The sequence below is a fragment of the Rhizobium sp. NZLR1b genome, from assembly GCF_019685155.1.
Taxonomy (GTDB): domain Bacteria; phylum Pseudomonadota; class Alphaproteobacteria; order Rhizobiales; family Rhizobiaceae; genus Rhizobium.
The window spans coordinates 1-13,517 of record NZ_JABDWC010000028.1 but is presented as its reverse complement, the minus strand read 5'-3'; the positions used below and the strand labels follow the sequence as shown (position 1 = coordinate 13,517).

The following is a 13,517-nucleotide window of genomic DNA, read 5'->3' as shown; positions in this document are numbered from 1 at the left end:
TTTCTCAATTCGGCCAGATGGTTTCGGCAGCGGCCGAAAGCCCGCGGCGCACGGCGGCGTCCGCATCGATGGCGGTGAAGGTAAGGGAGAGTGTTCTGAACGCCTGTTCGTAGAGCGCCTGCAGGCGTCCGGAAGCGACGAGGGTGATGTCTGAGTTGGCGGCATCCTGCAGCGCGCCGGCGATTTCGAGACCGATCAGCGTGCCGGAAAGCCGGGCTTGCGCGGCAGCGGCAGATATGCCGTGCAGAAGCTGGCCCGAGCGGGCGGTAAACAGCAGGTTGGAGGCAAGTGCTGGACGCTGGAAGGCCGCCGATACCGCCGCCTCGAAGGCCGCCGTGTCCGCCGGCTGCTCTCCCGCACCGGCAACCGCATGCGAAAGGATCGTGTGTTTGCTGATGACGTCGAACAGCTCGCCGGTCATGAAGGTCGAAAAGCCGGTGACCTTGCTATCCCTGACATGCACCCATTTCGAATGGGTGCCGGGCATGCAGACCGCCTGCGCGCCCGAGCTTGCGGTATCGAGTGCGCCGAGAAGCTGGGTTTCCTCGCCGCGCATGACGTCGGGCGTCGCCTTATCCCGCTGGGCAAGGCCCGGCAGGATGCGGACGTCGCGGCTTTCGCCAGGCACGGAGACTGCCGCGGTCAGGATCGAGGTGAGCGGGGCCGGCACGTCGATATAACCGGCCTCGACCCAGCCCTGCCGGGCGCCGGCCATGCCGCAGACGATCACCGGCAGGTTTTCCGGCGCCTCGACGGCGGTGAGATGGCCTGATAGCACGGCTGAAAAGCCGGTTTTTACAGCGCTCGTCATGCCTTCGCCGCTTCGGCGCTCGGCAAGGATGCTGCCGTCCCTGGCGATCAGCCAGAGCCGGAAACTGCTGGTGCCCCAGTCCACCGCGACATAAGCGGGATTTGCCATTACAGAACGCCTCCATCGACAATCAGGGACTGGGCGGTCATTCCCGCAGCACAGTCGGATGCAAGAAACAGGCAGGGGCCGACGATCGCGTCGGCCTGGAGGGGTATTTTCAGGCACTGCTGCTCGACGGAGCGCGCAATGCTCTCCTCCGTCAGCCAGAGCTGCATCTGCCGTTCGGTGACGACCATGCCGGGCAGGATGCAGTTGACCCGGATGTTCTCCGGCCCGAGCCTGCCCGCCATGCTCTTTGTCAGCCCGACGACCGCAGCCTTCGCCGCCGCGTAGGAGGGAAAGCCGCCCATGTTCAGTTTGAAGGCGATCGACGACATATTGATGATCGCCCCACCGCCGGCCGCCCGCATCGACGGCGCCACCGCCTGCGAGGCGAAGAATACATGCCGCAAGTTGACCGCCTGGTTGTTGTCCCAATAGGCCTCGGTTACCGCGTCGAAATCATGACGGTCGTCCCACGCGGCATTGTTGACCAGCACCCGGATCGGCCCCGAACTTGCGACGACGGTGTCGACCGTGCGCCGGATCGCCTCGATGTCGCGCAGGTCGGCATGGTAGAAGGAGACCGGATGGGTCGTCTCCCGCGATAGCCGTTCGGCGAGCTCGCGGCCTGCCGCCTCGGCGATGTCGATGAACGCGACCTTGGCGCCTTGGCGGGCGAAACCTTCGACGATCGCAGCACCTATGCCCGATCCGCCGCCGGTCACCAGCACGGCTCGTTCTTTGAACTCGGGAAATTGTGCTGCTGGCATCATGGTCACCGTCTCCTCCCGAGTTTGCCGCCGTTCCATTATTTGGAACTTAATTTGACTATATGGAATTATCGGTTTACGCTGGCCTTTCTGTCAAGGGTGGATGAGGCGATGAATTCAAACGGCGAGAGCGCAGCACGGGCACGCGAGACCGGCACGCTCGGCAAACTGATGGTTCTGCTCGATCTCGTCACCCATGCGGATGCGCCGCTGCGTTTCACCGATATCCTGGCCCTTGCCGGCCAGCCGCGCGGCACATTGCATCGCCAACTGAGCCATCTGCTGGAGGAAGGCCTGCTTGAACTTGATGGCGACGGCCGTTATGCGCCCGGCCTGCGCCTGCTCGACTTCGCCGCGCGCAGCTGGGCGCGCAACGAATTCCGGCTGATTGCCGAGCCGCACCTTTCCGATCTGCAGCAGGCGACCGGTGAGACGGTGCATCTCGGTGTCCTCAGGGGTCAGTCGATCATCTATCTCGATAAGGTCGACGGCCGTCAGCCGGTGCGCATGTATTCGCAGATCGGCAATGCCTCGCCCTGCTACTGCACCGGTGTCGGCAAGGCCGCGCTTTCGCTGCTTCCGGCCGAAAGCCTCGTCGATCTCCTCACCGGCCTGAGCTTCACCAGCTTTACCGCCTCGACCCATGTCTCAGCCGAAACGCTGCTGGCCGAAATCCGCGAGATTGCCGACCAGGGCTATGCTTTCGACCGCGAGGAGCATGAAGCCGGCATCCGCTGCGTTGCCGCACCCGTCTGGTCGCAGGACCGAACCTTTGTCGGCGGCATTTCGATCACCGGCCCGGCCTACCGCTTGTCGATGGAACTTCTGCGTCAATGGGCCGTTCCGGTTCAGTTGGCGGCTGGGAGGATCATGGAAGACATGCGCATCCGGCTCGGCCCCCGCCGCTAGAGCACGATGCCGAAAAGTGTGAGCGGTATTCGGATGACATCATGTTGGAGTGGAGAATAAATTGCCCTCCGCCCCTTGCCGAATGCGATCTGAGAGCATGCTTATGATGAGGGCGATATTGAGATTTGCCGGCGAATCACGACAACTGCAAATAGTCTGCGAAATCGATTAACCACTTGCCGGCCGAACGCTGCATGCCGAGGCCGATTCCGTTTGATCCAAGCGATCGTCATTCTCCGATGCAATCGAACCGGCCGCAGCGCCGAAGATGAAGAAATGTGATGGCACCCTTGTCGCAAACATCCCCGGAAGACGACGACTACATCAACGAAATAGCCGGCCTGAAGACCCAGTTTGATATTTTCCGGTTCCTGAAACGCGTGACCGAAGCCTATCGCAGCCGCGCCTTCATGGTTCTCAATCTGCCGCCGATCACATCCCTGGATATCCAGGGCAGCACCGTCATCACCAGCTGGCCGGCCGAGTTTCTGGCCCTTTACGACCAGGAGGGCCTGTTGGTGAACAGCCCGGTTCTGAGACGCCTCAGAACATCGGCGCGGCCTTTCTCCTACGACATGTCGCGCCAGAACTGGTCGCGGGACGACGGCAAGTCCGGCCTCGTCACCACGCTGTTCGAACGGTTCAGGATGATGCGCGGCGCCTATTTTCCGACGCATGAGCCATCCGGCCTGCGCGGCGCCATCTCTTTCACCGGCGACCGCGAGCCTTTCAGCCCGGCGGAGATGCGTGAACTCTGCTACATCTCTATCCATGTCTACGACAGGCTCGCCGAGATCCGTAACCTCGATACGCGCATGACGGACACGCTGACCGACCGGGAAATCGACTGCCTCAACTGGACGGCGGCGGGCAAGACCAGTGCGGAAATCGCCGAAATCCTCACTCTCTCCGAGCACACAGTCAATCACTACCTCAACCGCGCCACCAAGAAGCTCGACACGGTCAACCGGACCCAGGCGGTTGCCAAGGCGCTGCGCATCGGCCTGATCAAATAAGTTGCAAAAAGCACGGCATGGTTTCGCCGACGCCCAGCGCTTGGGCATTTCCTTGCCGTTGTCGCCGTCTTCAGGCCGCTTTTGTGCCATTTCCGCCCGATTTCCGTCTGGCACGCTTTCTGCATCTCTTTTGCCAAAGGCCCAGAGGGGACTTGGACCAGCGCCAGCAAATGGCGCGGCCGACACGCCGCTGCCCGACGCCGATGCCGCTTTCCCTAGCCTTCGGTGTCGGCGGCGGTTGTTGCGTTTTGGCACCGCTTGCATCGCAGCTTGTGGTGATCTGGCCTTTCCCCTTCGTTTTTTTCTGGCCTTTTTGTCGGCTTGCGCTAGTTCGCCCCGGATTGCGCCGGTTCTCGGGGAGACCGTTGCGGCCATCAGGGCGAAAGCCCGGCGGACTTGATGGCCGCAACGGATCGCCGATTCTCCCCGCGCTTTTTTTGCTGGCCGGCAAATCGATTTTCCCTGCGATGATTTTGTTTGGCGAAGGCGTCCGCCTCCACTATCTGTGATCGAGAAGAAGCAGTGAGGGTGGAATGACCGACGTCACCAAGGAACAGGTTCTCGAAACGCTGAAGACCGTGCGTGGACCGGATCTCGAGCACGATATCGTCGAGCTCGGCATGGTTTCCGACGTCTTCATCTCCGACGGCAAGGTCTATTTCTCCATCACCGTTCCGGCTGATCGCGCCAAGGAGCTGGAGCCTATGCGGCTCGCCGCTGAGCGCGTCGTCAAAGCAATGCCGGGTGTCAAGGGCGCGCTCGTCACACTGACCGCCGATAAGAAGGCCGCCGCCGCCGCTCCGGCTGCCCGCCCAGTACCGAACCCGCCGCACGGCCATGATCATCAACATGATCACCAACATGAACACCGGGGCCACGCCCATGCCCCGCAACAGCCGCCGCGGGCCGGCAAGATCGGCGTTCCCGGCATCGGCGCCATCATCGCCGTCGCCTCGGGTAAAGGGGGAGTTGGCAAGTCGACCACCGCCGTCAACCTGGCGCTCGGGCTGCTTGCCAATGGCCTCCGTGTCGGCATTCTCGATGCCGATATCTACGGTCCCTCGATGCCGCGGCTCTTAAAAATATCCGGCCGTCCGACGCAGATCGACGGCCGCATCATCAATCCGATGGAGAATTACGGCCTCAAGGTCATGTCGATGGGTTTCCTCGTCGACGAGGAGACGGCCATGATCTGGCGTGGCCCGATGGTCCAGTCGGCACTGCTGCAGATGCTGCGCGAAGTCGCCTGGGGTGAACTCGACGTGCTCGTTGTCGACATGCCGCCCGGCACCGGCGACGCGCAGCTGACCATGGCCCAGCAGGTGCCGCTTGCCGGTGCCGTCATCGTCTCCACGCCGCAGGATCTGGCGTTGATCGATGCCCGCAAGGGCCTCAACATGTTCCGCAAGGTCGAGGTGCCTGTGCTCGGCATCGTCGAAAACATGAGCTATTTCATCGCGCCCGATACCGGCACCCGCTACGACATCTTCGGCCATGGCGGGGCCCGCAAGGAGGCCGAGCGCATCGGCGTGCCCTTCCTCGGCGAAGTGCCGCTGACGATGAACATCCGTGAAACCTCCGACGCCGGCACGCCGCTCGTCGCCTCCGAGCCGAATGGCGTCGTCGCCGGCATCTATCGCGGCATCGCCACCAAGGTCTGGGAACAGGTCAGTGGCCAGCCGCAGCGTCCTGCTCCGGCGATCGTCTTCGAATAAGCCTAGTCCATCAAAAAGTGTGCAGCAGCTCGAGGCGCGCGCAAAACAGAGACTTTCGAACCTCGAATCACCGCGGCGGATACCCGAAATTGCGAGGGAAACGTGGTGAAAAGCCGCGGATCACGGAAGATGTCTTGATTATTGCATGGCTTTGCTTCATATGCCGCGGCGCCATGATGGCGTTTGCTGCAGATGCTCAATGACGGCCATCTTCGTTTTCGAAGGGTCGCCTCGCCTGCAAGTTCGGAGTTGTCTTGTCGATCGAAGGATTGGTAGCTGCGATGCGGTGGAGCACAATGCGCATGCTGGCCGTTGAGGTTGCATGCAGCCGGAGTTGTATGAACTTTCTTGATCCGCTGTCGCTTCGAGCGACGCACACGAGCGACCGTCGCGTTGCCGCGCTGGCGGCCGCATGGAAAGGCTTTCGATGAAAAGCGCAATGGCCGCGAAGCGTCGTGAGCATCGGAGAGGCTGCCGGTGATCACCGCTTACTGTTCCAATTGCACGTCGGTCGAGATCCGCGATCTGTCGCATGCCACATCCTTTCCTGGGGATGTCGTATGGATCGACATGATCGAGCCGACCCGCGACGAGGAACTCTATGTCGAGAAGGTTCTCGGCATTGAGGTTCCGACCCGTGACGACCTCAAGGATATCGAGCCTTCCGCCCGCCTCTATGTCGAAAACGATGCCGTCTTCATGACCGGCTCGCTTCTCTGGAAGGCTGATACCGAGGCCCCGACGCTGACCGATGTCGCCTTCATCCTGGCCGGAAACCGGCTGGTCACCATCCGCTACGCCCATCCAAAATCCTTTGCGCTGTTCATCGCCGCCCTTCACCGGCTGCCGGAAAACTGGCGCAGCGGTGCTGCCCTTCTCGCCAAGCTGTTGGAGACGATCGTCGACCGCACCGCCGAAATCCTCGAGGTTTCGATCTTGCGCCTCGACATCCTGTCGATGCATGTCTTCGGCGACCGGGCGAAGAAAACGCGCAAGCCCTCGAACTACCTCGAGGAGAAGTTGCGGGATATCGCCGGCCATCACCGGATGATCAGCAAGGTGCGCGACAGCCTCGGTTCGCTTTCCCGCCTGCTTACCTTCTTTCACACGATCCCGGCGATCCAGCAGGACCGTGAGGCGAAGGAGCTCTGCCGCACCGTCTCGCGCGATATCCAGTCGCTGTCGGAGCATGCCTCCTTCGTCGCAGGCAACATCACCTTCCTGCTCGACGCGTCGCTCGGTCTGATCAACATCGAGCAGAATTCGATCATCAAGATTTTCTCGATCGCCTCGGTGGTGTTCTTGCCGCCGACACTGGTCGCCTCCGTCTATGGAATGAATTTTCAGGTCATGCCGGAGCTGGCCTGGGCCGCGGGTTATCCCTATTCGCTGGCTCTGATGGTGGTCTCCGCCGTCATCCCCTTTTTCTTTTTTCGCTGGAAAGGCTGGCTCTGAGGAGCCTGTTGCAACTTCATGTCTGAAGAGAGCCATCCGAACGAATCCCAGATGACGCCGAAAAAGCTGTTCTATCTGACGCTGGGTTCCGTCGGCGTCGTCTATGGCGATATCGGCACCAGCCCGCTCTATGCCTTTCGCGAGGCGCTGAAGCCCGTGGCCCATGACGGCCTCACCCGCTTCGAGGTCATCAGCCTGATTTCGCTGATGATCTGGGCGCTGACGATCATCGTCACCATCAAATATGTGCTCTTCCTGCTGCGCGCCGACAACGAGGGGGAGGGCGGCACGCTGTCGCTGCTTGCCCTTCTGATGAAGACCGCCAATGGCCATACCGCCATACTGATGCTGCTCGGCCTGATGGGTGCTGCCCTCTTCCTCGGCGATGCGATGATCACGCCGGCGCTTTCGGTGCTTTCGGCCGTCGAAGGCCTGAAGCTCGTCACACCGAGGCTCTCGGAATATATCGTGCCGATCTCGGTGGTGATCCTGGCGCTGCTTTTCGTCGTGCAATCGCGCGGCACCGGTGCCGTCGCCAGGTTCTTCGGCCCGATCACCGCCGTCTGGTTCATCGTCATCGCCGCCGCCGGCATTTCCCATATCTCGGACGATTTCGGCATCCTCGCCGCCTTCAATCCCTATTATGCCGTCAGCTTCCTGCTGCATGAGGGCTTCTACGGTGTCGTCGTGCTTGGCGCCGTCTTCCTGACGGTGACGGGCGCCGAGGCGCTTTATGCCGATCTCGGCCATTTCGGCCGCCGGCCAATTCAATGGGCCTGGTTTGCGCTGGTGTTTCCGTCGCTGACGCTGAACTATCTCGGGCAGGGCGCCCTCGTGCTCGGCAAGCCGGAGACGATGTCCGATCCCTTCTATCTGATGTTTCCGCAATGGGCGCTGCTGCCGGTCGTCATCCTGGCGACCGCCGCGACGATCATTGCCAGCCAGGCCGTCATCACCGGTGCCTTCTCGCTGGTGCGTCAGGGCATTAACCTCGGCTTCCTGCCGCGCATGGAAATCCTCTTCACCTCGGAAACCAATACCGGCCAGATCTTCCTTCCTTCGGTCAATGCCGTGCTGTTCATCGGCGTCATCTTCCTGGTCCTGAGTTTCAAGACGTCGGACGCGCTGGCGACCGCCTATGGCATCTCCGTCACCGGTGCCATGGTCGTCACCTCGATCATGGCCTTCGAATTCGTTCGCGCCCGCTGGAACTGGTCGCTTCCGGTTGCGGTGATCGCGCTCGCGCCGCTGGTCGTGCTCGAATTGATCTTCCTCGGCGCCAACCTTCTGAAGATCCACGACGGCGGCTATATCCCGATCCTGATCGCCACGGCCTTTACCGTCGTCATGTGGACCTGGCGCCGCGGCACCGCGATCCTGATGGAAAAGACCCGCCACACCGATATTCCGCTCGCCTCCTTCGTAAGCTCGATCGAGCGCAAAAGCGACCATTCGCCGGCCCAGGTTCCGGGCACCGCGATCTTCCTGACCAGCGATCCGGAATCGGCCCCCGCCGCCTTGCTGCACAATCTCAAGCACAACCATGTGCTTCACGACCGCAACGTCATCCTGACGATCCGCACCGTCAACAAGCCGCGCGTCCCAAGCCAGGACCGCTACAAAGTCGAGCAGATTTCCGAGCGCTTCTCCCGCGTCGAACTGCTCTTCGGCTTCATGGAATCGCAGAACGTCTCGCAGGCCTTGGCGACGTTGCGCAAGACGGGACTGAAGTTCGATATCATGTCGACCTCCTTCTATCTCGGCCGCCGCAAGCTGGTGCCGGACGCCAAGTCGGGCATGCCTTACTGGCAGGACCGGCTCTACATCGCGCTGGCCAACGCCGCCGCCAACCCCTCCGACTACTTCCGCCTGCCGGCCAACCGCGTGGTGGAACTGGGGTCTCATGTTATAATTTGATGGGTGGGAGCTGTTAGTTTCTCCTGTGGCGAGCCAGGTAGCAAGGCACAAGCGGCGTTCCACAGGCGACGCTTGACGGTGCCACGATTCCCCTTCTCCCCAGCGGGGAGAAGATGCCGGCAGGCAGACGAGGGGGTGAGCGGCAAAGCCGCGAATGCTCGTCGCGCAATGAAGGGCGTGCCGTGTGGCCCCCTCATCCGACCCTTCGGGCCACCTTCTCCCCGCTGGGGGAAGAGAGAGCAAGCCTGACCTCGGCCATAGCCACATTCCGGTACGGCCCGTTAACCCGACGTCAAGGTTAATGAGAGATTTTCGATGGAATGATCCCGCGTTCCATTGCCGGAGTTGGTTTTGCGTCGAAAGAGCTCTTCCCGTAGCAAGCTGCGTCTTTTCCCCGAGAACTGGGTATCGCCGATGATCTTCGGGCTTGCCTGCTGGCTGATCTTCCCGAGCGTCACGTCCCATGCCGATCTCGCCGCCATGCTTGCCGGCCTCGATCATGAGGGTGGGAACTGGCGCATGGTGCTGACCAATTCGCCGGCCGGTTCCATCCATCAGGCCGAACTTGCCTTCGCCGACCCGACGGTGACAGGCACGATCTCGTCAGGGGCCGGCATGGTGCTTCCCGATGGCCGCAAGGTTGCTTTCACTGCCAAAGACAAGGGCACCGCCAAGGACAAGGGCCACGAGGACACGCCGGACGAGGATCGCGTCAACCGCGCCACCAAGAAGGGCCGCGTCGTCGCCGTCGAGAGGATGCAGCCGCCGAAGGACTTTTCCGCCGGCTCTATCCTCGAGCGCACCAAGATGCTGTTCACCCCGAGCTTCGATCTCAAGGACAGGTCGGCCTTCGTCAAGCCGAAGATCCAGGGCAAAGAAATCGAGATCGCCACATCTTTCTATAAGAAGCTGCCGGTGGTGACCGATGATGGCGTGCCGGCGATGCTTGCAAGCCTCGTCACCAGCGACAAGGCCGATGTGCTTGCCACTGCCTATGGGCCGGCCGCACCCGACTATTCCCGCCAGTCGCCCTTCGATTCCATACTGACCGAGCAGGACAGCGGCCGCTTCGTTCCGGAGATCGGCCCGCGCGACCATGCCTGGGCCGCAAGCATATTGGCGCCGAGCGTCTTTTCCGCCCGCGAACAGCAGTGCCTTGCCTCCGGCATCTATTTCGAGGCGCGTGGGGAATCGGTGAAGGGCCAGGCGGCAGTCGCCCAGGTCATCCTCAACCGCGTCCGCAACCCTTCCTATCCGAAAACCATCTGCGGCGTCGTCTACCAGAACGAAGATTGGCGCAACCGCTGCCAGTTTTCCTTCGCCTGCGACAGCATCAAGGACCGGGTGAACTCGGAATACCACTGGCGGATGGCTCGCGATGTGGCGATGGCGGTGACCGCCGGCAAAATCTGGCTGCCGCAGGTGGGCTCGGCGACTCATTACCATGCCGTCTATGTTAGGCCGAAATGGGCAAAGACCATGGAAAAGGTCGGCCGCATCGGTCTTCACGTCTTCTATCGCACCTATGGCGGCGGCTGGAGCTGAGATAAATCGCCTGCACAAGCTGATTTACCGGGCTCAAAAGCGGATTCTTTCCATCGAATTTAAGCGATCGACCCAAAATCGGTTTATCTCTTTGATTCGATGAAATTATTTTCTCGCTGGACAGAAGCTGTCTACGCCTTGACTATGCTAATCCCTAAAACTATGTTGCGCGCGACTTCAGAACGGGCCGGAAGGGTCTCACCCTTCGCGTCCGGGGTCCGAATGACCGGGGTAGCGGGAGTGCGGGCAACGGGCAAGCGAGGAGAGATCCATGGCGGACGACCGCGAGGAAAGTCTTGAAAAGCGCCGTACGCAACTGGAAGCGAAACTCGCGACCAAGCGTGTCGAGACGGGGAAGGACGAGGCCAGGGAAGCCCGTGCCGAGGTAAGCCGCAAAGGTTATGCCCAGGCGATGAAGCTTTCCAGCGAGTTCATTTCCGCCATCGTCGTCGGTGCCGTCCTTGGCTATGTCTTCGACCGTTTTGTTGGCACGGCGCCTTGGGGGATGATTGTTCTTCTGCTTCTCGGATTCTGTGCCGGCGTTCTGAACGTGCTGCGTTCTGCGGGGGTGGTGGCCCATCCCCTGGACGACGACAAGAAATAGGGACCGGGTTCCGGTCCAGTGCAATGACCCCGCGTCCTGCGGGCCAAAGAGAGAGAACAAGCGGTGTCTAACGATCCGACTCATCAGTTCCTGATCCAGAAGATTGTGCCGATCGAAATCGGCGGAATTGATTTTTCGTTCACCAATGCATCGCTCTTCATGGCCGCTTCCGCTGCCGTTGCCGTCGGCTTCCTTTATTTCGCGACCTCAAACCGTGCCATCGTGCCGGGCCGTTCGCAGTCGGTCGCGGAAATGTCCTATGAATTCATCGCCAACATGCTGAAGGAAGGCGCGGGCAAGCAGGGAATGAAATTCTTCCCGCTGGTCTTCTCGCTCTTCATGTTCGTGCTGACGGCGAACCTGCTTGGCATGTTCCCGTATTTCTTCACGGTGACGAGCCAGATCATCGTGACCTTCGCCCTTGCCCTGCTCGTCATCGGCACCGTCGTCGTCTACGGTTTTTATAAGCACGGCTTCCGCTTCTTCAATCTCTTCGTGCCGCAGGGCGTGCCGGTCGCGCTGTTGCCGCTGGTGGTGACGATTGAAATCATTTCCTTCCTGTCGCGGCCGATTTCACTCTCGGTTCGTCTTTTCGCCAACATGCTCGCTGGTCACATCACGCTCAAAGTGTTCGCAGGCTTCGTCGCCTCGCTTGGAACCCTGGGTGCTCTCGGTGTCGGCGGCGCCGTTCTTCCCCTCATCATGACCGTCGCCCTGACCGGTCTCGAGTTCCTCGTCGCCTTCCTTCAGGCTTACGTCTTCGCGGTGCTGACTTGCATGTACCTCAACGACGCAATCCATCCGGGCGGGCACTAAGGATAACGACATCGACGTCTCGAGGGCGTCAGTCATTCGCCGCAACAACCATTTCAAAGGAGTTCAACATGGAAGCGGAAGCAGCAAAGTACATCGGTGCAGGCCTGGCTTGCTTTGGTATGGCCGGTACGGCTCTCGGCCTCGGCAATATTTTCGGCAGCTACCTCTCCGGCGCACTGCGCAATCCGTCTGCCGCTGACGCCCAGTTCGGCCGTCTGGTATTCGGTTTCGCCGTTACGGAAGCTCTGGGCATCTTCTCGCTGCTCATCGCTCTCCTCCTCCTCTTCGCCGTCTGATATCGGCGAATAGATGGATCACGGCCTGCGACCGCAAGCCGTGATCCTTTGCATTTGCAGTCCACCTGGAGGTGAGAATGTTTTTTGTGACCCCGGCTTACGCTGAAGAAGCACCGGCGGCAGCGACGGGTACGGATGCGCATGCCGCTCCGGCCGCAGGCGAGGTCCATACCGAGACCGGTGTTGCCGAAGGCGGACACGCCCGCGGCCCTTTCCCGCCTTTCGATTCGACGACCTTCGCGTCTCAGCTGCTCTGGCTGGTGATCACGTTCGGCGTCTTCTATTTGCTCATGCAAAAGGTCATCGCGCCGCGCATCGGGGCGATCCTCGATCAGCGTCACACGCGCCTTTCCCAGGATCTGGAAGAAGCAGGCCGCCTGAAGGCGGAAGCCGACGCTGCCGTCCGGACCTATGAAGGTGAACTGGCCGCTGCCCGCGCCAAATCCAACGCGATCGGCGCTGCCGCACGCGATGCCGCCAAGGCCAAGGCCGAAGAGGATCGCCGCGCTGTCGAGGCGAGCCTGTCGGAAAAGATCAAGGCTGCCGAGCTCCGCATCGGCGAGATCAAGGCCAAGGCCTTTGCCGACGTCGGCACCATTGCCGAGGAAACCGCGGCTGCCGTGGTCGATCAGCTGATCGGCGGCACCGTAGCCAAGGCCGATGTTGCCGCTGCCGTCGCGGCGGCCAAGAAGGAGGCTTGATCGATGGAATTTGCCTTTGACGCGACTTTCTTCGCCTTTGTCGGCCTCGTCCTCTTCCTGGCCCTGGTGGTTTATCTGAAGGTTCCGGGCATGATGGCAAGGTCGCTCGACGACCGTGCCGACCAGATTCGCAACGAATTGGCCGAAGCCAAGCGCCTGCGCGAGGAGGCCCAGCACCTGCTCGCCGAATACCAGCGCAAGCGCAAGGAAGCGGAAGCCGAAGCTGCCCACATCGTAGCCGCTGCCGAGCGCGAAGCCGAAATGCTGACCACTGAGGCGAAGATGAAGACGGAAGAATTCGTCGCCAATCGCACGGCGGTTTCCGAGCAGAAGATCAAGCAGGCCGAGGCCGAGGCGATCAAGGCGGTGCGTTCCGCTGCCGTCGATCTCGCAATCGCCGCCGCCGAAACGGTGCTTGCCAAGCAGGCCGACGCCAAGGTCCAGTCCGAACTCTTCGGCAATGCCGTCGGCCAGGTGAAGACGCGGCTCAACTGAGCGCTTCGAAAAGATTGAGATCGAAGGCCGGGCATGTCCCGGCCTTTCTTGTTGGCAGACGTTTTTATCTATCCCAAGCTGTGCGCCACGGCTGTCGGCTTGGCGCCGAAGACTGCTCCTCACCCTAACTCTCTACCAGTAAACGAGGCGAGGGAACGTGCCAAACGCGGCTTTGAGGTTAAGGAAGCGGGTGCGGCTTGTCCTTCGCTCCGCGAGCGGGGAGAGGTGCCGGCAGTGGATGAGCGACTATCTGGGCTGTCAAGTTGCATGTTCGAATTCTCTTCGCGCATCTCGTGCTTTTGCATTGAGAATGACCAGGAGTTTTCGGGCGAGCGCGATGCGGATGACCATTTTCGGTTTGCCCT

Annotated in this window: 15 protein-coding genes and 1 pseudogene; 12 read left to right on the top strand and 4 right to left on the bottom strand. The window is 61.2% G+C overall.

Features of this window, described 5'->3' with window-relative positions; all coding sequences use genetic code 11:
* Window positions 1-4: 4 nt before the first annotated feature.
* Both HJB84_RS28425 and HJB84_RS28420 read right to left on the bottom strand, forming a co-directional pair.
* Window positions 5-919, bottom strand: coding sequence for a 2-dehydro-3-deoxygalactonokinase (locus HJB84_RS28425; RefSeq protein ID WP_207583119.1), 915 nt, complete (start codon window positions 917-919; stop codon window positions 5-7).
* Entirely contained in the window at window positions 919-1,686 is a 768-nt protein-coding gene (locus HJB84_RS28420) for an SDR family NAD(P)-dependent oxidoreductase (protein ID WP_207583120.1), read from the bottom strand. Before HJB84_RS28420 ends, HJB84_RS28425 begins: the two co-directional genes overlap by 1 nt.
* A 108-nt stretch (window positions 1,687-1,794) precedes the next feature.
* On the opposite strand from HJB84_RS28420, the gene HJB84_RS28415 reads away from it, so the two are divergent.
* The 4 genes from HJB84_RS28415 (at window position 1,795) to HJB84_RS28400 (ending at window position 5,323) form a co-directional block, all read left to right on the top strand.
* Entirely contained in the window at window positions 1,795-2,592 is a 798-nt protein-coding gene (locus HJB84_RS28415) for an IclR family transcriptional regulator (protein WP_207583121.1), read from the top strand.
* A gap of 281 nt (window positions 2,593-2,873) precedes the next feature.
* Entirely contained in the window at window positions 2,874-3,608 is a 735-nt protein-coding gene (locus tag HJB84_RS28410; RefSeq protein WP_207583122.1) for a LuxR family transcriptional regulator, read from the top strand.
* A gap of 152 nt (window positions 3,609-3,760) precedes the next feature.
* Window positions 3,761-4,117: a hypothetical protein gene (locus tag HJB84_RS28405; protein ID WP_221117557.1), complete on the top strand. Its 357-nt coding sequence runs from the start codon at window positions 3,761-3,763 to the stop codon at window positions 4,115-4,117.
* Between the two features lie 24 nt (window positions 4,118-4,141).
* Window positions 4,142-5,323, top strand: a complete 1,182-nt coding sequence (locus tag HJB84_RS28400; RefSeq protein WP_207583124.1) for an Mrp/NBP35 family ATP-binding protein — start codon at window positions 4,142-4,144, stop codon at window positions 5,321-5,323.
* 2 nt (window positions 5,324-5,325) lie between these two features.
* On the opposite strand, the gene HJB84_RS28395 is transcribed toward HJB84_RS28400, so the two are convergent.
* A complete protein-coding gene (locus HJB84_RS28395) occupies window positions 5,326-5,808 on the bottom strand; it encodes a hypothetical protein (RefSeq protein WP_221117556.1) in 483 nt (160 codons plus the stop codon).
* Here HJB84_RS28395 and HJB84_RS28390 point away from each other — a divergent pair.
* The 8 genes from HJB84_RS28390 to HJB84_RS28355 all read left to right on the top strand — a co-directional run bounded on the left by HJB84_RS28390 (window position 5,801) and on the right by HJB84_RS28355 (window position 13,152).
* Window positions 5,801-6,778: a magnesium transporter CorA family protein gene (locus tag HJB84_RS28390; protein ID WP_207583125.1), complete on the top strand. Its 978-nt coding sequence runs from the start codon at window positions 5,801-5,803 to the stop codon at window positions 6,776-6,778. The two genes, HJB84_RS28395 and HJB84_RS28390, sit on opposite strands and share 8 nt — an antisense overlap.
* Before the next feature lie 18 nt (window positions 6,779-6,796).
* On the top strand, window positions 6,797-8,695 hold the full coding sequence (locus HJB84_RS28385) for a potassium transporter Kup (protein ID WP_207583126.1): 1,899 nt from the start codon (window positions 6,797-6,799) through the stop codon (window positions 8,693-8,695).
* 351 nt (window positions 8,696-9,046) lie between these two features.
* Window positions 9,047-10,240 carry a cell wall hydrolase gene (locus tag HJB84_RS28380; protein ID WP_207583127.1) on the top strand — a complete coding sequence of 398 codons (1,194 nt, stop codon included), beginning with the start codon at window positions 9,047-9,049 and terminating at the stop codon, window positions 10,238-10,240.
* A gap of 271 nt (window positions 10,241-10,511) precedes the next feature.
* Window positions 10,512-10,844: an AtpZ/AtpI family protein gene (locus tag HJB84_RS28375; RefSeq protein WP_207583128.1), complete on the top strand. Its 333-nt coding sequence runs from the start codon at window positions 10,512-10,514 to the stop codon at window positions 10,842-10,844.
* Between the two features lie 63 nt (window positions 10,845-10,907).
* Window positions 10,908-11,660: a F0F1 ATP synthase subunit A gene (locus tag HJB84_RS28370; protein WP_207583129.1), complete on the top strand. Its 753-nt coding sequence runs from the start codon at window positions 10,908-10,910 to the stop codon at window positions 11,658-11,660.
* A 68-nt stretch (window positions 11,661-11,728) separates the two neighbouring features.
* Entirely contained in the window at window positions 11,729-11,956 is a 228-nt protein-coding gene (locus HJB84_RS28365) for a F0F1 ATP synthase subunit C (RefSeq protein WP_207583130.1), read from the top strand.
* A gap of 77 nt (window positions 11,957-12,033) precedes the next feature.
* Window positions 12,034-12,657, top strand: coding sequence for a F0F1 ATP synthase subunit B (locus HJB84_RS28360; protein WP_207583131.1), 624 nt, complete (start codon window positions 12,034-12,036; stop codon window positions 12,655-12,657).
* Between the two features lie 3 nt (window positions 12,658-12,660).
* Window positions 12,661-13,152 carry a F0F1 ATP synthase subunit B gene (locus HJB84_RS28355; RefSeq protein WP_207583132.1) on the top strand — a complete coding sequence of 164 codons (492 nt, stop codon included), beginning with the start codon at window positions 12,661-12,663 and terminating at the stop codon, window positions 13,150-13,152.
* A gap of 258 nt (window positions 13,153-13,410) precedes the next feature.
* Here the strand turns inward: HJB84_RS28355 and HJB84_RS28350 are convergent.
* Window positions 13,411-13,517 (bottom strand): annotated as a pseudogene (locus HJB84_RS28350) (IS110 family transposase); the annotation flags it as partial.